Origin of the sequence: Stackebrandtia sp. (genome assembly GCF_035643755.1) — a bacterium.
Taxonomy (GTDB): Bacteria; Actinomycetota; Actinomycetes; order Mycobacteriales; family Micromonosporaceae; genus Stackebrandtia.
Genome location: NZ_DASQPW010000141.1, coordinates 1 through 17,735, shown reverse-complemented (window position 1 = coordinate 17,735; position 17,735 = coordinate 1). Strand labels below are relative to the sequence as shown.

At 70.5% G+C, this 17,735-nt stretch carries 14 protein-coding genes and 1 pseudogene; 7 read left to right on the top strand and 8 right to left on the bottom strand.

All coding sequences use genetic code 11. The annotated features are described in order from the left end of the window. Positions 1–1,289, top strand: a 1,289-nt coding sequence (locus tag VE172_RS10970) for a glycosyltransferase family 4 protein (RefSeq protein WP_324801163.1), incomplete at its 5' end; no start/stop codon positions are given. 125 nt (positions 1,290–1,414) lie between these two features. Here VE172_RS10970 and VE172_RS10965 read toward each other — a convergent pair. Next, positions 1,415–3,076 (bottom strand): phospho-sugar mutase, encoded by a 1,662-nt coding sequence (locus VE172_RS10965; RefSeq protein ID WP_324801160.1) that lies wholly within the window; start codon positions 3,074–3,076, stop codon positions 1,415–1,417. Positions 3,077–3,136: 60 nt separating this feature from the next. Further along, positions 3,137–4,960, bottom strand: a complete 1,824-nt coding sequence (locus VE172_RS10960; RefSeq protein WP_324801157.1) for a serine/threonine-protein kinase — start codon at positions 4,958–4,960, stop codon at positions 3,137–3,139. Between the two features lie 154 nt (positions 4,961–5,114). Here VE172_RS10960 and VE172_RS10955 point away from each other — a divergent pair, with 154 nt between their 5' ends. Next, the gene (locus tag VE172_RS10955) at positions 5,115–6,692 is read left to right on the top strand and encodes an acyl-CoA mutase large subunit family protein (RefSeq protein WP_324801153.1); all 1,578 of its coding nucleotides are present in this window, start codon (positions 5,115–5,117) and stop codon (positions 6,690–6,692) included. 383 nt (positions 6,693–7,075) lie between these two features. Continuing rightward, a complete protein-coding gene (locus VE172_RS10950; protein WP_414715089.1) occupies positions 7,076–8,347 on the top strand; it encodes an amidohydrolase in 1,272 nt (423 codons plus the stop codon). 3 nt (positions 8,348–8,350) lie between these two features. On the opposite strand, the pseudogene VE172_RS10945 reads toward VE172_RS10950, so the two are convergent. Further along, positions 8,351–8,797, bottom strand: a pseudogene (locus tag VE172_RS10945) (gamma-glutamylcyclotransferase family protein); the annotation flags it as partial. An 84-nt stretch (positions 8,798–8,881) separates the two neighbouring features. On the opposite strand from VE172_RS10945, the gene VE172_RS10940 reads away from it, so the two are divergent. Further along, a complete protein-coding gene (locus VE172_RS10940) occupies positions 8,882–10,273 on the top strand; it encodes an NAD(P)H-quinone dehydrogenase (RefSeq protein ID WP_324801147.1) in 1,392 nt (463 codons plus the stop codon). Position 10,274: 1 nt separating this feature from the next. Here the strand turns inward: VE172_RS10940 and VE172_RS10935 are convergent, their stop codons facing one another. Together VE172_RS10935 and VE172_RS10930 are read right to left on the bottom strand one after the other, a co-directional pair. After that, on the bottom strand, positions 10,275–11,708 hold the full coding sequence (locus VE172_RS10935) for a GuaB1 family IMP dehydrogenase-related protein (RefSeq protein WP_324801144.1): 1,434 nt from the start codon (positions 11,706–11,708) through the stop codon (positions 10,275–10,277). A 17-nt stretch (positions 11,709–11,725) separates the two neighbouring features. Continuing rightward, complete coding sequence (locus VE172_RS10930) at positions 11,726–13,471, bottom strand: acetyl/propionyl/methylcrotonyl-CoA carboxylase subunit alpha (protein WP_324801141.1); 1,746 nt, start codon at positions 13,469–13,471, stop codon at positions 11,726–11,728. 136 nt (positions 13,472–13,607) lie between these two features. Here VE172_RS10930 and VE172_RS10925 point away from each other — a divergent pair, with 136 nt between their 5' ends. Beyond that, complete coding sequence (locus VE172_RS10925; RefSeq protein ID WP_324801138.1) at positions 13,608–14,078, top strand: DUF4396 domain-containing protein; 471 nt, start codon at positions 13,608–13,610, stop codon at positions 14,076–14,078. Between the two features lie 11 nt (positions 14,079–14,089). On the opposite strand, the gene VE172_RS10920 is transcribed toward VE172_RS10925, so the two are convergent. Beyond that, positions 14,090–14,761, bottom strand: a complete 672-nt coding sequence (locus VE172_RS10920; RefSeq protein WP_324801136.1) for a PadR family transcriptional regulator — start codon at positions 14,759–14,761, stop codon at positions 14,090–14,092. Between the two features lie 208 nt (positions 14,762–14,969). On the opposite strand from VE172_RS10920, the gene VE172_RS10915 reads away from it, so the two are divergent. Together VE172_RS10915 and VE172_RS10910 are read left to right on the top strand one after the other, a co-directional pair. Next, complete coding sequence (locus tag VE172_RS10915) at positions 14,970–15,941, top strand: ATP-binding cassette domain-containing protein (protein WP_349258337.1); 972 nt, start codon at positions 14,970–14,972, stop codon at positions 15,939–15,941. Further along, positions 15,938–16,702 carry an ABC transporter permease gene (locus VE172_RS10910; RefSeq protein ID WP_324801131.1) on the top strand — a complete coding sequence of 255 codons (765 nt, stop codon included), beginning with the start codon at positions 15,938–15,940 and terminating at the stop codon, positions 16,700–16,702. The genes VE172_RS10915 and VE172_RS10910 overlap by 4 nt, the downstream gene beginning before the upstream one ends. A 63-nt stretch (positions 16,703–16,765) precedes the next feature. On the opposite strand, the gene VE172_RS10905 is transcribed toward VE172_RS10910, so the two are convergent. Together VE172_RS10905 and VE172_RS10900 are read right to left on the bottom strand one after the other, a co-directional pair. Beyond that, a complete protein-coding gene (locus VE172_RS10905) occupies positions 16,766–17,053 on the bottom strand; it encodes a DUF397 domain-containing protein (RefSeq protein ID WP_324801129.1) in 288 nt (95 codons plus the stop codon). 49 nt (positions 17,054–17,102) lie between these two features. After that, on the bottom strand, positions 17,103–17,702 hold the full coding sequence (locus VE172_RS10900; protein ID WP_349258335.1) for a Maf family protein: 600 nt from the start codon (positions 17,700–17,702) through the stop codon (positions 17,103–17,105). Positions 17,703–17,735: the final 33 nt, after the last annotated feature.

Sequence of the window (17,735 nt, the reverse complement as noted above, 5' to 3'; positions counted from 1 at the left end):
TGGAGACGTCGGGCGGGTCGGTGTGGAAACCGTTGCGGCGCGGGCGTTTGTGGGCCGCCGAGGCCGCGGCGAACGTCGAGCGGCGCTGGGTCGGGCTGCGGGATCGCAGGACGACCGCGGCGGCTCGGCAGCGACAGGCGGGGGGCTCGCGGTGGGACCGCGGGGTGGCGTGGTGCTGGAAGACGTTGCGGCCCAAGGGTTGCTGGCGCCGGTTGTACCCGCACCTGTGGGACTACGAGCTGGCCTATGGGCCCGTGGTGGACGCGCTGCGGCCCGATCTGATCCACGCCAACGACTTCCGCATGCTCGGCATCGGCGCGCGGGCGAAGCTGCGGGCCCGCGCCGCGGGTCGCGACGTGCGGCTGGTGTGGGACGCCCACGGTTACATCCCCGGGGTCAGGCCCGCCGTGGACGACGGGCGGTGGCTTCCCGCGATGTGCGCGCACGAGGCCGAGTACGCCAGGCACGCCGACGAAGTGGTGACGGTGTCGGAGGAGCTGGCCGAGCTGCTGCGCAAGCGGCACCGCCTGGCGAGGCTGCCCACCGTGGTGCTCAACGCCCCCGAAACCGCCAGCACCAAGGACACCGACGACGCTCCCGACCTGCGCGGACAGTGCGGTATCGGGCCCGCCGACCCGCTGCTGGTGTACAACGGCGTCGCCGCGCCGCGCCGCGGGCTCGACATCATGGTGCGCGCCCTGCCGATGCTGCCCGACGCGCACGTGGCCCTGGTGGTCGACGAGCCCGACGGCCCGTACGCCACCGAGCTCGGCGAGCTGGCGGCCGCCATCGGCGTCGCGGCGCGGGTGCACGTCCTGCCGTTCGTGCCGTACCACCAGGCGGTGTCGCACCTGGCCGCCGCCGACGTGGGCGTGGTGCCCATCCACCACTGGCCGAACCACGAGATCGCGTTGACGCCGAAGTTCTTCGAGTACTCCCACGCCCGGCTTCCCGTCGTGGTCAGCGACGTGCGGACGATGGCGCGCACCACCCACAACACGGGCCAGGGCGAGGTGTTCTGGGCCGACAACGTCAACGACTACGTGCGCGCCGTCAACGCGGTGCTCGCCGACCCCGCCAGCTACCGCGGGGCGTACGAGCGCGCGGACCTGTTGGGCGCCTGGACCTGGGAGCACCAGGCGCGCGTCCTGGACACCGCGTACGCCAAGGCGATGGCGCGATCCGAGGGGCCGCGCGCCATCGCCTCGCCGATCAATCCGCACTACCGCCAGTCATCGAAGTCCACATTCGACTCCGCGCGTTCGGCGGACACCCGCTCGCCTCGTTGAGGACCCGGCGCCTCTAAGAGACCCAGCGCCGCGGCCGTCTCGGTGCGCAGCGCCCGCAGGCAGCGGCGCGTTCGGCTCCGCGCGTTCGGCGGACACCCGTTCGCCTCGTTGAGGACCCGGCGCCTCTAGAGGCCCAGTGCCGCGGCCGTCTCGGTGCGCAGCGCCTGCAGGCAGGCGGCGGCGCGTTCGCGGGCGGCGGGGACGTCGTCGTCGGCGACCTGCTCGATGACCTCCAGGTACGCCTTGAGCTTCGGCTCCGTCCCCGATGGACGGACCACCACGCGGGCGCTCGGGGTCCTGAGGGTCACCACGTCGGCGGTGGGCAGCAGGTCGACGTGCTCGGTGATGCCGTCGTCCAGCAGGCTGGCGGGCGGCTTGGCGCGCAGCCGCGCCATGGCGTCGGCGATCTCGCGCACGTCGTCGACCCGCACCGACAGCTGGTCGGTGGCGTAGACGCCGAACTCGCGGGCCAGCTCGTCCAGGCGGGTCGGCAGGGAGTGCAGCTGCGCCCGCAGGCCCGCCGCCAGCTCGCAGGTGAGAAGGGCCGCGGAGATGCCGTCCTTGTCGCGGACGTGGTCGGGGGCGACGCAGTACCCGATGGCCTCCTCGTAGCCGAAGGCCAGCTTGTCGGCGGCGCGCACGATCCACTTGAAGCCGGTGAGGGTCTCCTCGTACGCCACGCCGCGCGCCCGGCACACCGCCTTGAGCAATGTGGACGACACGATGGTGGTGGCGTAGGTGCCGGGGCGGCCGCGGCGGATCAGGTGGTCGGCCAGCAGCACGCCGAGCTCGTCGCCGCGCAGCGCGCGCCACCGTCCATTGTCCTCAACGGCGGCGGCGCAGCGGTCGGCGTCGGGGTCCAGCGCGATGGCCAGGTCGGCGCGGGACTCGCGGGCCAGGGCCACCAGCAGGTCCATGGCCCCGGGCTCCTCGGGGTTGGGGAACGACACCGTCGGGAAGTCGGGGTCGGGCTCGCGCTGCTCGGCCACCAGGGCGGGGGCGTCGAAGCCCGCGCGCTCCATGGCCCTGACGAAGGTGTCGCCGCCGACGCCGTGCATCGGCGTGGCCACCACCGACAGCGTCTTGGGGTTGTCGCGGTCCACCACGGACGCCACGCCGTCCAGGTAGGACTCGACAATGGACTCGTCGAGCCGCTCGCCCTCGTCGCCCAGCCTGACCTTCGCCAGCGGGCCCAGCGACTCGATCGCGGCCGAGATCTCGGCGTCCACGGGGGACACGATCTGGGCGCCCGCCCCCGCGACCTCCGCGAGCTCGCCGCCCAGATAGACCTTGTAACCGTTGTCGGCGGGCGGGTTGTGGCTGGCGGTGACCATCACGCCCGCGGCGGCGTTCAGCGCGCGCACCGCGTGCGCCAGCACCGGGGTGGGCAGCGGGCGCGGCATCACCAGGGCGCGCCGACCCGAGCCGGTCACCACCCGGGCGGTCTCGGCGGCGAAGTCGGTCGAGCCGTGGCGGGCGTCGAAGCCGATCACCACCGGCCCGGTGGCGCCCTTGCCGTTCAGCCAGGACGCCAAGCCCGCGGCGGCCCCGCGCACCACGGCGCGGTTCATCCCGTGTGGACCCGCGCGCACCGGGCCGCGCAGCCCCGCGGTGCCGAACTCCAGGCGCCCGCTGAAGCGGTCGGTCAGCTCGGCGGCGCTGTCGGGCAACGCGTTGAGCAGCCGGTAGAGCTCGTCCCGGCAGGCGGGGTCGGGGTCGTCGGTGATCCACTGCAAAACCTCGGCACGCAGCGAGTCCAATGTGGTGGTGGCGGTCGCGTCAGACATGCCGTGATCTTCGCATAACGCGACCACCACCCCGTAGGGTGGCCGTCGCCGCCGGTGACCTCAGTCGAGGATCTTGTACGTCTTCACCGCGTGCCGAAACACCTCGACGTACTTCTTGAAATCCTTGTTGGGCACCGACAGGTACACGTGATAGTCGACCTTGCCGCCGTTGTTGGCGATCAGCCAGACCGCGTGCCGCTTCTGGTTGCCGTCCTTGCGGGTACCGGTGTACTCGAGCTGGGCGCCCCTGGCGCCCGCCAGCGTGACGTCCTTCAGCGACTTCTTGGCGACGCTGCCCGACACGAACGTCGGCGCGATGCCGCGCTGCACGGCGTCGTCGAGCACCGACTTCGGGTCGCCCTCGTTGGGGGGAACGTTCAACCGCAGCCAACGGTCGTTGGACTTCGGGTCGTAGACGTCGACGAACGTCGCGCCGTCCTGCTTGACCGACCAGCCCTTCGGGATCTCCACCGAGAAGTGGCCCTGCTTGTCCTGGTAGCTCTGGTAATCGAACTTCTCGGTGGTGGTCTTGCCCGCGTTGTCGGTCTTGTCGTCGGGCTGCTCGCCCGTGCCACCGAACAGGAAGAAACCGACCGCCACCACGAGCAGCAGCACCAGGACCGCCAGCCCGACGCCCAGGAGCTTCCCGGACTTGCCGCCGGAGCCCTTGGGCTTGGCGCCGCCGTAGGCCGGGGGAGGCGGCGGGGGCGGGGCGTACGGGTCGTGCTGCTGCATCGGCATCGCGGTGGTGCCCATCGGCGCCATGCCGGGCATGTAGCCCTGGCCCGGGCCGCCCGACACCGGGTTGCCGGACACCGGCTGGCCCGAAACCGGGTAGCCCGACACGGGCTGACTCGACACGGGGCTGGCCGACACCGGCGTGGTGGGCGGTGCCGACACCGGGCCCGCCGAATACGGCGAGACCGAGTACGGCGACGCCGAGGCCGGGATCCCCGACACCGGGGTGCCGGCGGTGGGCAGCAGGCCCGTGGCCCCCTCGGCCGACAGCGGACCGGCCAGCAGCCCGGTGAGGGTGTGCTTGACCTGCTTGGAATCCATGCGGCGGCTCGGGTCCTTCTCCAGCAGCCCCGCCAGAACCGGCGCCAGCGGGCCCGCGTTGCGCGGCGCCTCGGGCGGATCGTGCACCACCGCGTGCATGGTGGCGGTGGTGTCGGCGCGGTCGAAGGGCGGCCGGCCCTCCAGCGCGGCGTACAGCGTCACGCCGAGCGAGAACAGGTCGCTGGCCGTGGCGGCGGGGCCGCCCACGGCGCGCTCGGGCGCGATGTAGTGCGCCGAACCCAGCACCATGCCGGGGGCGGTGTGCCCGGTGCCCGCGGCACCGGCCGCGGCGGCGCCGAAGTCGGACAGCACGCAGCGTCCGTCGGCGCTGATCATCACGTTGCCGGGCTTGATGTCGCGGTGCAGGATGCCCGCCTCGTGCGCGGCCTCCAGGGCGCCGGCCAGCGCCAGGCCGATCTTGGCGACGACGCGCGGTGGCATCGGGCCGTCGGCGGCGATGATGTCGGCGAGGCTCCGCGCCTGGAGCAGCTCCATGACGATCCAAGGACGTCCGTCCTCGGTGATCACGTCGAAGACCCGCACCACCGAGGCGTGCGACAGCCGCGCCGCGGCCTGCGCCTCGCGCAGGGTGCGGTCGCACAGCTGTTCCCGCTCGGCGGGGGGCAGCTCGGGCGGGAGACTCACTTCCTTGACGGCAACGTCGCGTTGCAGCAGGCGGTCGTGCGCGCGCCACACTGTGCCGTGTCCGCCCTTGCCCACCAAGGTGGTCAGCTCATAGCGGTCGGCGATCACCGTGCCGGGCCGGGCTTGCGGCGGTTCGCTGTGCCGCCCGGGTGTCGGTGCGGCATCGGGCGGGAAAGTCACGGGGGCGTCCTCCTCCTTAACCGTCCCAGTGTTACGCGCGAGACTGGAATTGGCGACCCGTCGATCGGACCAATTACTTTTTGCACTCGTTCGGCGACAAGACGCCATCGACGGTGGCCGAGTGGGCCGCCCGGGGCGCCCTTAAGATCGATTCATGGCGCGCCACAGTGAGTCGGGTTTCGAGATTCGTCCGGTCTACGGCCCCGAGGACGTCTCGCCCGATGTCGGCGAGCGGCTGGGGCGGCCCGGCGAGTTCCCGTACACCCGCGGCCCCTACTCCACCATGTACACCGCGCGGCCCTGGACCATGCGGCAGTACGCCGGTTTCGGCACCGCCGCCGAGTCCAACCGCCGCTACCACCAGCTGCTGGCGGCCGGGACCATGGGACTGTCGGTGGCCTTCGACCTGCCGACCCAGATGGGCTACGACTCCGACGCCGAGCTGGCGCACGGCGAGGTCGGCAAGGTCGGCGTGGCGATCGATTCCCTGCGGGACATGCGAACCCTGTTCGACGGCATCCCGCTGGACAAGGTCTCCACGTCCATGACGATCAACGCGCCCGCCTCGCTGCTGCTGCTGCTGTACCAACTCGTCGCCGAGGAACAGGGCGTGTCGCCCGACGCCCTGACCGGCACGATCCAAAACGACATCCTGAAGGAATACATCGCGCGCGGCACCTACATCTTCCCGCCCGCGCCCAGCCTGCGGCTGGTGTCGGACACCTTCGCGTACTGCCGCGACGAGATCCCGAAGTGGAACACCATCTCCATCTCCGGCTATCACATGGCCGAGGCCGGGGCCACCCCCGTGCAGGAGATCGCCTTCACCCTCGCCAACGGCATCGAGTACGTCCGCGCCGCCATCGCCTCGGGCCTCGACGTGGACGAGTTCGCGCCCCGGCTGTCGTTCTTCTTCGTCGCCCGCACCACGCTGCTGGAGGAGGTCGCGAAGTTCCGCGCGGCGCGGCGGATCTGGGCCCACGTGATGCGCGAGGAGTTCGGCGCCAAGAACCCCAAGTCCATGATGCTGCGCTTCCACACCCAGACCGCGGGCGTGCAGCTCACCGCCCAGCAGCCCGAGGTGAACCTGGTGCGGGTGGCCGTGCAGGGGCTGGGCGCGGTGTTCGGCGGCACGCAATCCTTGCACACCAACAGCTTCGACGAGGCGATCGCGCTGCCCACCGAGAAGGCGGCGCGGCTGGCCCTGCGCACCCAGCAGGTGCTGGCGTACGAGACCGACGTGACGGCCACGGTGGACCCGTTCGCGGGCTCCTACCTGGTGGAGGCGATGACCGACGAGGTGGAGGCCGCCGCCCGCGAGCTCATGTACCGGGTCTTCGCGCACGGCTCCTCGGTGGGCGCCATCGAGACCGGGTTCCAGAAGAACGAGATCGAGTCCACCGCCTACCGCACCGCCCAGGAGATCGACGAGGGCGAGCGGGTCGTGGTCGGCGTCAACAAGTTCACATTGGACGAAGAGGACCACTACGAGCCGCTGCGCGTCGACCCCACCATCGAACAGGCCCAGCGCGACCGGCTGTCCGAGCTGCGCGCCGAGCGGGACTCCGCGGCGGTGGCCGCGGCGCTGGACGAGGTGCGCGCGGCGGCGAACGGAACGGCCAACGTGCTGCACCCCGCGAAGCTGGCGCTGGCGGCCATGGCGACCGTCGGTGAGGTGTGCGACGCGCTGCGCGAGGTGTGGGGAGCGTATCGTCCCCCCGAGACCTTTTAATAGACGCTCAAAAGGCGACTAATGGTTGTCAAAATTGAAGTTCGCTGATTCAGTGATTCACTCCTGTCCGTTATGGGTCGCATTCGCGATTACTCACCGTTAAGAGTGACGGATGGCCGTGTCATGGTTGACGGGGTGCCGCGTCTCATCCACGGGTTACGGGAGACGCCCGTAACTTCACGCCACTCGCCGCGTTATAGGAGGTATGGGACGTGACGTCGCCTTCGGGCCAACGCAAATGGGCCACCCACTCACCGTCCGTTGACCGGACGGACAGGCCCTTTGAGCCGCTTGCGGTGGTTGCTGACCGTAATCCTCAGCGGATTAGGCTGACCGACGCCCGCAGAACCAACTATTCGCGAATTGACAGCCATGGAGTCGTGATGACGACGCTGACCGATAACCCACAAGCGGAGGATTCAATGTCCGCTGAGCCCAAGCCGTCGAGCACCGGAGAGCAGATCCACCCACTGCCGACCATGCTTGACGGCTGGCTCGCGACGCACGAACCCGATCTTGTGGCGGTACGGCGTTACCTTCACCAGCACCCCGAGCTGTCGGGGTGCGAGCACGGCACCACCGACCTGATGGTCCAGAACCTGGAGGCCGCCGGCCTCAAGCCCCGCCGGATCCCCGGCGGCAACGGGATCATGTGCGACATCGGCGACGGCGACGGCGGCCGCATCGTGGCGCTGCGCGCCGACATGGACGCGCTGCCGATCGACGACCCGAAGGATGTCCCTTACCGCTCAACGGTTCCCGGCGCCTGCCACGCGTGCGGGCACGACGTCCACACCACGATCCTGCTGGGCGTCGGCCAGGTGCTGGCCGAGCTGGACCGCGCCGGCCAACTGCCGGGGCGGGTGCGGCTGGTGTTCCAGCCCAGCGAGGAGAAGTTCCCGTCCGGCGCGCCCGTCATGATGCGCGCCGGCGCCCTGGACGACGTGTCGTCGATCTTCGCCTTCCACTGCGACCCAAGGCTTCCCGCCGGCCGCATCGGGGTGCGCTCCGGCCCGCTGACCGCCGCCTCCGACATGCTGGAGGTGCGGCTCACCGGCCGCGGCGGCCACACCTCGCGCCCCCACCTGACCACCGACCTGGTGCACGCGCTGTCGCGGGTGGTGGTGGACGTTCCGGCGCTGCTGGACCGTCGCATCGACCCCCGAACCGGTGTGGCCCTGGTGTTCGGCGCGATCCAGGCGGGCTCGGCGGCCAACGCCATCCCGCAGGAGGGGATCGTGCGCGGCACCCTGCGCATGCTGGACCGCGACGCCTGGAAGACCCTGCCCGACCTGGTGACCCAGATCATCGAGGACGTGGTGCGCCCCACGGGCGCCGAGGCCCACATCGACTACACCCGGGGCGTCCCGCCGGTCATCAACGACCGCGTGGCCACCGCCGTTCTGGCCGGTGCCGCCTCCGCGGCGCTCGGCGAGTCGGCCGTGGTGGAGACGCCGGTGAGCATGGGCGGCGAGGACTTCTCCTGGTACCTGGAACAGGTTCCCGGCGCGATGGCCCGCCTCGGCGTCGGCCGCCCGGGCGAGAGCCTCGACCTCCACCAGGGCGACTTCGACGTCGACGAGAAGGCCATCGGCCACGGCGTGCGCGTCATGGTGCACACCGCGCTGGCGGCCTGCGCCTCGGCGGCCTTTTAACTCCGAAGCGGTGGGGCGCTTGCGGATCGCGGCGACGTAGTCCGCGGGCGCCCCCGCCTTTTCGGCGGCGGCCGCCAGCTCCGACAGGTACCACGAGGTGGGCACGCCGCCCTCGTAGCCGTCGAAGACGTACAGCCACACCGGCATGTCGCCGTCCAGGGTCGCCACCGTGGTGTGGATGCGGCGATACACCCCACCCGTGGCGCCCTCGAGGTCGTCCAGGGTGCCCGCGTCGGTGCTGCCCTCCACGTCATACAGCGCCACGAAGGTGCGCTGTCCGGGGTCTTCCACGACGGTGGCGACGACGGACTCCCAGCCGAGTTCCCGGCCCCCGAAGGTGAGGCGCCAACCCTCCAGCCACCCGGTGCCCACCAGGGGGGAGCGCGGACAGGTGGCCCTCATGCGTCCGGGATCTAGATTTGAACCATAGGCGGCGTATAGCTGCACCATTGAACGATAACGTGGTGGACAATCTCAGCGCAGCGTGTTGTCCCATCAAGTTGCCGTTATTTAGGGGAAAGACAGAGGTATCCCGTGTCGCGCATCGTGATCATTGGAGGCGGACCCGCCGGTTATGAGGCGGCGCTGGTGGCCGCCCAGCTGGACGCCGAGGTCACCCTCGTGGAGGAGACCGGGGCCGGCGGCGCCTGCGTGCTCAGCGATTGCGTTCCCTCCAAGAGTTTCATCGCCTCCTCCACGGTGCGCACCGCGATGCTGGACGCCACGCAGCTCGGCGTGAACGCGTCGAGCATCACGGTCGACGCCCAGCTGGTGCACGACCGCGTCAAAATGCTTGCCCTGCAACAGTCCGGGGACATCTGTAACAAGTTGGTGAAGGTCGGTGTGGAGTACATCACCGGCCGGGCCTGGCTGAGCGGGGAGACCTCCGGCTTCAGCCACACCGTGCGCGTCCGCCCGCTGGACGGCGAGGTCTACGACATGGACGCCGACGTGGTGCTGCTGGCCACCGGCGCCACCCCGCGCATCCTGCCCACCGCCCGCCCCGACGGGGAGCGGGTGCTGTCGTGGCGCCAGGTCTACGACCTGGAGGAGCTGCCCGAGAGGCTGATCGTGGTGGGTTCGGGCGTCACCGGCGCCGAGTTCGCCTCGGCGTACCAGGCGATGGGCGTCGACGTCACGCTGGTGTCCTCAAGGGACCACGTGTTGCCGCACGAGGACCCCGACGCCGCGCGCGTCATCGAGTCGGTGTTTCGCGACCGCGGCATGACGGTGCTGCCCAACGCGCGCGCCGAGCGGGTCACCAACACCGGCGAGGGCGTCACCGCCGAGCTCGCCGACGGCCGGGTGATCGAGGCCAGCCACGCGCTCATGACGGTCGGCTCGATCCCCAACACCGCCGACCTCGGCCTGGACGCCGCGGGCGTGCGGCTCAACGACTGGGGCTTCATCGAGACCGACCGGGTGTCGCGCACCAACGTGCCCGGCATCTACGCCGCCGGTGACGTCACCGGCACCCAGATGCTGGCCTCGGTGGCGGCCATGCAGGGCCGCATCGCGATCTGGCACGCGCTGGGCGAGCCCGTCAAGCCGCTCCAGCTGAAGACCGTGGCCGCCAACGTCTTCACCGATCCCGAGCTGGCCACCGTCGGCGCCACACAGGACGATGTGGACACCGGTAGGGTACCGGCCCGCGCCGTGATGCTTCCCCTGGAGGGCAACGCCCGCGCCAAGATGTCGGGCTTCTCGGACGGCTTCGTGAAGGTGTTCTGCCGCCCGGCATCCGGCCTGGTGGTGGGCGGGGTCGTGGTGGCGCCCAAGGCCAGCGAGCTGATCCTGCCGATCTCCCTGGCGATCCAGCACCACCTGACCGTGGAGCAGCTGGCCCAGACCGTCACCATCTACCCGTCGCTGTCGGGCTCGCTCGCCGAGGCCGCGCGGCAGCTCATGCAGCACGAGTTCGAGTGAGTCACCAGTCCGACAGCGGGGCGCCCTCGGTGAAGCCCGCGGCGGACTGGACGCCGACGACCGAGCGCTCGCGAAATTCCTCCAGTGTGGAGGCACCGGCGTAGGTGCAGGCGCTGCGGACCCCGGCGATGATCGAGTCGAGGAGGTCCTCGACGCCCGGGCGCGCCGGGTCGAGGTACATGCGCGACGTCGAGATGCCCTCCTCGAAGATCGCCTTGCGGGCCTGCTCGTAGGCGCTGTCGGTGGCGGTGCGCAGCCGCACGGCGCGGGCCGAGGCCATCCCGAAGTTCTCCTTGTACGGCTTGCCGTCGGCGTCGCGGCGCAGGTCGCCGGGCGACTCGTAGGTGCCGGCGAACCAGGAGCCGATCATCACATTGGACGCACCGGCGGCCAGGGCCAGCGCGACGTCGCGCGGGTGGCGCACCCCGCCGTCGGCCCAGGTGTGTCGGCCGAGGCGGCGGGCCTCGGCGGCGCATTCCAGGACCGCCGAGAACTGCGGGCGGCCCACGCCGGTCATCATGCGGGTGGTGCACATGGCGCCCGGGCCCACGCCGACCTTGACGATGTCGGCACCGGCGTCCACCAGGTCGGCCACGCCCTGGGCGGTCACCACGTTGCCCGCGGCGATCGGGGTGTCGGGCGCGACGCGGCGCACGGTGCGCAGCACCTCCAGCATGCGTTCCTGGTGGCCGTGCGCGGTGTCGACCACCAGCAGGTCCACCCCGGCGTCGACCAGGTTGGCGGCCTTGGCGGACACGTCGCCGTTGATGCCGATGGCCGCGGCGATCCGCAGCCGTCCCTTGGCGTCGATGTTGGGGGAGTACAGGGTGGTGCGCAGCGCGCCGGGGCGGGTGAGGATGCCGACCAGGCGGCCCTCGGCGTCCACCACGGGCGCGAGCTTGCGGTGCGCGCCGTGCAGGCGATCGAACGCCGCCGACGGCTCCAGGCCGTCCGGAATGGTCAACAGCTCGGTGGAGGCGACGTGGCGCACCTGAGCGAAGCGGTCCACCCCGGCGCAGTCGGTCTCGGTGACCACGCCGATCGGGCGGTCGTCGTCGACGACGATCACGGCGCCGTGGGCGCGCTTGGGCAGCAGGGCCAGGGCGTCGCCCACGGTGCGGTCGCCCGTGAGCGTGAGCGGGGTGTCGTAGACGGTGTGGCGGCGCTTCACCCAGTCGACCACCTCGGCCACCACGTCCAAGGGGATGTCCTGGGGGATGACGGTGATGCCGCCGCGCCGCGCCAGGGTCTCGGCCATCCGGCGCCCGGCCACCGCCGTCATGTTGGAGGCGATGATCGGGATCGTCGCGCCGCTTCCATCCGAAGTGGACAGATCGACCGCGAGCCGCGAGGTCACCGCCGAGCGGGCCGGGACCATGAACACGTCCGCGTAGGTCAGGTCGTGCCGCGGAACTTCCCCGTCAAGAAAACGCACCCGGGAACTATAGGTGGTCAGTCCTTGATCTCGCAAAGCGCCGCACCGGCGCCCACCACGTCGCCGACCGCCGCCGACAGCCCGGTGATGGTGCCCGCCTTGTGAGCGGTGAGCGGCTGCTCCATCTTCATGGCCTCCAACACCACGATGGTGTCGCCCTCGGCGACCGTCTGGCCGTCGCCCACGGCGACCTTGACCACCGTGCCCTGCATCGGGGACACCAGGGCGTCGCCGCCGACGGCCGCGGCGTGGCTGCGCTTGCCGCCCCGCTTCGGCGCCCTCGTGGCGCTCCCGGACGCCGTCGCGCCGCCGAAACCGGCGGGCAGGCTCACCTCGAGCCGCTTGCCGCCCACCTCGACGACGACGCGTTCGCGCTCCTCCGCCTCGCCGGGCTCGGCCCCGCCGGCGAAGGCGGGAACCGTGTTGTCCCACTCGGTCTCGATCCATCGCGTGTGGACGGTGAAGGGCTCGCGGGTGAAGGCTTCGTCGCGCACCACGGCGCGGTGGAAGGGCAGCGCCGTGGCCATGCCCTCGACCTCGAGCTCGTCCAGCACCCGGCGGGAGCGCTGGAGGGCCTCGGCGCGGGTGCCGCCGGTGACGATCACCTTGGCCAGCAGGGAATCGAAGCTGCCGTCGATCACCGAGCCCGCCTCGATGCCCGTGTCGACGCGCACGCCCGGGCCGGTGGGCAGCCGCAGCGCGGTGACCGTGCCGGGGGCGGGCAGGAAGCCGCGCCCCGGGTCCTCGCCGTTGATGCGGAACTCGATGGAGTGGCCGCGCGGGGCGGGATCGGCGTCGTGGCCGAGCTTGTCGCCGCGCGCGATGCGGAACTGCTCGCGCACCAGGTCCAGCCCGGTGGTCTCCTCGCTGACCGGGTGCTCCACCTGGAGCCGGGTGTTGACCTCCAGGAAGGAGATGGTGCCGTCGGTCCCGACGAGGAACTCCACGGTGCCGGCGCCGTGATAGTCGGCCTCGCGGCAGATCGCCTTGGCGGAGGAGTGGATGGTGGCGCGCTGCTCGTCGGACAGGAACGGCGCGGGCGCCTCCTCGACCAGCTTCTGGTGGCGGCGTTGCAGCGAGCAGTCGCGGGTGCCGACCACGATCACGTTGCCGTGGGTGTCGGCCAGCACCTGGGCCTCGACGTGGCGGGGGCGGTCCAGGTAACGCTCCACAAAGCACTCGCCGCGCCCGAAGGAGGCCTCGGCCTCGCGCACCGCCGAGTCGTACAGCGCGGGGATCTCGGCGCGGTCGCGGGCCACCTTGAGGCCGCGCCCGCCGCCGCCGAAGGCGGCCTTGATGGCCACGGGGAGGCCGTGCTCGTCGGCGAAGGCCAGCACCTCGTCGGACCCGGACACCGGCTCCGCGGTGCCGGGCACCAGGGGCGCGCCCGCGCGGGCGGCGATGTGGCGGGCGGTCACCTTGTCGCCGAGGTCGCGAATGGACTGCGGGGTGGGACCGATCCAGGTGAGGCCGGCGTCGATGACGGCGGCGGCGAAGTCGGCGTTTTCCGACAGGAAGCCGTATCCGGGGTGCACGGCGTCGGCGCCCGAGCGCGCGGCGACGTCCAGCAGCTTGTCGAAACGCAGGTAGGTGTCGGCCGCGCTGGCCCCGTCCAGGGCGTAGGCCTCGTCGGCCATGCGCGCGTGGGGCGCGTCGCGGTCCGAGTCGGCGTAGACGGCGACGCTGGCCAGGCCCTCGTCGCCGCACGCGCGGATCACCCGCGTGGCGATCTCGCCTCGGTTGGCTATCAGCACCTTGCGCACGTGTGTCTCCTCCTTTGGCTACGGCCCGCAAGGAGTCTAATCGCCCCATTGATCACGACGCCCATCGATGGATGGGTGACCGGGGCCGCATCGCCGAGGCTTGACTGATACCCCTAGGGGGTATATCGTCGTCGGCATGACGCACACCTCGCACGCCCATCACCGCCCCGGACCCGCCAGCTGGAGGATGGCCGCCCAGGCCACCCTGCACTGCCTCACCGGCTGCGCCATCGGCGAGGTGCTGGGAATGGTGCTTGGCACCGCGCTGGGCTGGCACAACGCCACCACCGTGGTCGCCTCGACCGCCCTGGCCTTCGTCTTCGGCTACTCGCTGACCATGTGGGGCGTCCGTTCCGCAGGCCTCACCCTTGGACAGATGGTGAAGGTGGCGCTGGCCGCCGACACCGTTTCCATCATCGTCATGGAGATCATCGACAACGCGGGCATGGTGCTCATCCCCGGCGCCATGACGGCGGGCCTGACCAGCGCCCTGTTCTGGATCTCGCTGGCGGTATCGCTGGCGCTGGCCTTCGTCATCACCACGCCGGTCAACAAGTGGATGATCGGCAGGGGCAAGGGCCACGCGGTGGTCCACTCCATGCACTAGACGAATCGGCGCTAGTCTTCCTGGTCGCCGCCGTCCTTGCGCCTGCCCTGGCCGTCCAGGTTCTCGATGTGGTCGCGCCAGTGCCTGGCGGCTGCCTCGTCGAGGTCGACGGCGTCGCCGAAGTTCAGCTCGCCGGCGTCGGCCCGCTTGGCCAGCCGCTCGCACCACCTGATGTTGAGCTCGAGGGTCTCCTGCTTGAACACGAGCGATTCGCGGACGTGCTCGGGCAGGAAGGTCTCCCGCGCGGGATTGCCGCTCTGGGCGACCTCGAGGAACTTCGCGACCTCGGTGTGGGTCTCGCGCAGCAGACTGGCGCGGTTGCGCAGCATGGCGGCGCCCTCACGCGGCGTCAGGGTGGGAAAGAAGCTCCAGGCCACCCAGAACGGGTCGACCGTGAACTCCATGCCCCACAGCTTCTCGCGCAGCGTGGAGTGGAACTCCTTCTCGCCCTTGGCCGTGATCCGGTAGCTGGTGCGCGCCGGGCGCCCGTCCACCTGCTCGGTGGACACCACCTCGAGGCAGTCGTCGGCGGCCAGCCGCTTCAGCGCGTGGTAGATCGAGCCGGTGCGGATCTTCGCCCAGTCCTGCACGCCCCACGACATCAGCTCGCGTTTGACCATGTAGCCGTGCACCGGCTGGAGCCACCGCACCAGGCCCAGGATCAGCAATCGCGTCGTCCACATGACGTCAATCATAGTCGCCGTTGACTAAGCATCGGCACCCGGGTGTCGAGATACTTAGTACGCCGGTACGGCTAATTCGCGGACAAAACGGTCGCGAGCACCGTCGGATTAATTCGAGTTGATTATTGTCCGCCCGATGGTGTACTGTCGCTCGCGAACGCAATGACGTCTCAGTGATGTCATCGAAGGAGAGGGAAGTTCCCCCATGTTGATCGAGACGGCCGGCCTGCGAAAGACCTACCGCAGCCGCCAAAAGAAGGAGGAGGTCGAGGCCGTCCGCGGTGTCGACCTGGTGGTCAAGGAGGGCGAGATCTTCGGCTTCCTCGGCCCCAACGGCGCGGGAAAGACCACCACCCTGCGCATGCTGTCGACCCTGCTGGAACCCAGCGGGGGCACCGCGATGGTCGCGGGCTTCGATCTGCGCAAGCAGTCCGCCGAGGTGCGGCACCAGATCGGATACGTCGGCCAGTCCGGCGGCACCTGGGGTGAGGTGACCGCCCGCGAGGAGCTGGTGATGCAGGGCCGCCTGTACGAGATGCCCAAGTCCGAGTGCAAGACGCGCGCCCAGGAGGTCATCGAGGCCTTCGAGATGACCGACTTCGCCGACCGCAAGTGCAAGACCTACTCGGGCGGGCAGCGCCGCCGCCTCGACGTGGCGCTGGGCAGCGTCCACCGCCCGAAGGTGTTGTTCCTGGACGAACCCACCACCGGGCTGGACCCGCAGTCCCGGGCCCACATGTGGGAGGAGGTCCGCAAGCTGCGCGAACGGGGGACCTCGATCTTCCTGACCACGCACTACCTGGACGAGGCCGACGCGCTGTGCGACCGGCTGGCCATCATCGACAACGGCGAGATCGTCACCGAGGGCACCCCGATCGACCTGAAGCGCCAGATCGCCGGCGACATCGTGGCCATCGGCGTCAACGGCCGCGCCGACGACGCGTCGGAGCTGTTGCGGCCCAAGGAATTCGTCCGCGAGGTCGAGGCCGGCGAGCCGGACACCACCGGCGCGGTGACCCTGCGGCTGTACGTGGACGACGGCTCGGCCGCCGTCCCCGACATCCTGCGCACCCTGGACGGCGCCGACATCGCGCCGTCGTCCATCGAACTGCACCGACCCAGCCTGGACGACGTCTTCCTGAAGCAGACCGGGCGCTCTCTTCGGGAGGACAAGTCATGAAGCTGCTCCGCGACACCTGGTTGATCTACAAGCGACAGATGGGGCTGGTGATGAGGCAGCCCACCTGGATCTTCATCATGCTGATCCAGCCGCTGTACTACCTGATCCTCTTTGGACCCCTGCTGAACAACCTGCCGAAGGGAATGCCGGGCTTCTCCAACGGCGCCATGGAGACCTTCGTACCCGGGCTCGTCATCATGATGGCGATGTTCGGGACCCTGTTCGCCGGCTTCGGCCTGATCGCCGAGATCCGCGAGGGCGTCATCGAGCGGATGCGGGTGACCCCGGTGAGCCGCTTCGCCCTGCTGCTGGGGCGGTCGATGCGGGACGTGTCCACGCTGATCTTCCAGGCGGTGGTGCTCGTGCTGCTGTCGGCCCCGATCGCCGGGCTCACCATCAACTGGGGCGGCCTGGTGCTCATGCTGGCGATCGTCCTGGTCATCGGCCTGGCGCTGTCGGCCGCGTCCTACGGAGTGGCGATCGTGCTCAAGAGCGAGGACGCCCTGGCGCCGCTGCTCAACACGATCACCCAGCCGGTGCTGCTGCTGTCGGGCATCATGCTGCCGATGGCGCTGGCCCCGGACTGGCTGAAGACCGTCGCCAAGTTCAACCCGTTCGCCTACGCGGTGGACGCCGCGCGCGCCCTGTTCGTGGGTGACCTGTCGAACCCCGCGGTGTGGCAGGCCGGGGTGTTCCTGGGCGCGTTGATGATCCTGCTGGTCTTCTGGTCCGGGCGCAAGTTCGCCAGGTCCGCCTCGTAGACCGGCCCGCCGAAGGGAGGAGACGTCCCCGAGACCCGACGAGGTCTCGGGGACGTCTCGCGTCTACTGGTCCTCGGCCCGAGCCTCGGCCTTGCGGGCGTCGTCCTCCAGCACCTCGATGTCGAACTCGCCGTCCTTCACCCCGGCGACGAACGCGTCCCACTCCGCGGGGGTGTAGATCAGGATGGTGCCGTCCGGCTCGTCGGCGTAGCGCAGCGCCACCAGGTCGTTGTCGGCGAAGCCGATCTCCAGCCGCCCCGGTGTTCCATCCAAATTGGACGTGCGCTGCCACTGGGCGGTGGCGGTGTCGAACTCGCCCTTCAGCGGGTGCTCCCGCACGGTGTCGTTCACGGCTTGCCTCCTCGTTCCTCAGTGGCTCAACGATAGAGCCGCCGAGCGGTCACGCCGGCTCGGTGTTCCACACCTGCGACAGCGGGACGCCCCAGGTGGTGAACATCTGGCGCAGCAGGGGAGGGGAGACGCCGACGACGGTGCCGTGGTCGCCCTCGATGCGCTCGATGAACGGGGCGCCGATGCCGTCGATGGTGAAGGCACCGGCCACCTTCTCGGGCTCGCCGGTGGTCACGTAGTCGGCGATCTCGCGGTCGGTGATGTCGGCGAAGTGCACCTTGGTCGACGACGAGCGGATCAGGCGGCGGTCGTGGGAGGTGTCGATGAGGCAGTGGCCGGTGTGCAGGATCCCGGACTTGCCGCGCATCGCCTTCCAGCGCGCCACGGCGGTCTCGGGGTCGGCGGGTTTGCCGTGCACCTGGCCGTCGAACTCCAGAACCGAGTCGCAGCCCAGGATGTAGGCGTCGCCGGTGAGGGTGGCCGCGACCGCCTTGGCCTTGAGCTTGGCCAGCGCCCGGCACAGACGGCCCGCCGAGGATTCCTCGACCACGGACTCGTCCACGCCGGACACGATGATTTCGGGGTGGAAACCGGCGGCGTTCAGGAAGGCGCGCCGGGCGGGTGAGGCCGAAGCCAGAATGAACCGCATGATGCGCAGCTTATTGGCGCTGACGCGCCACCG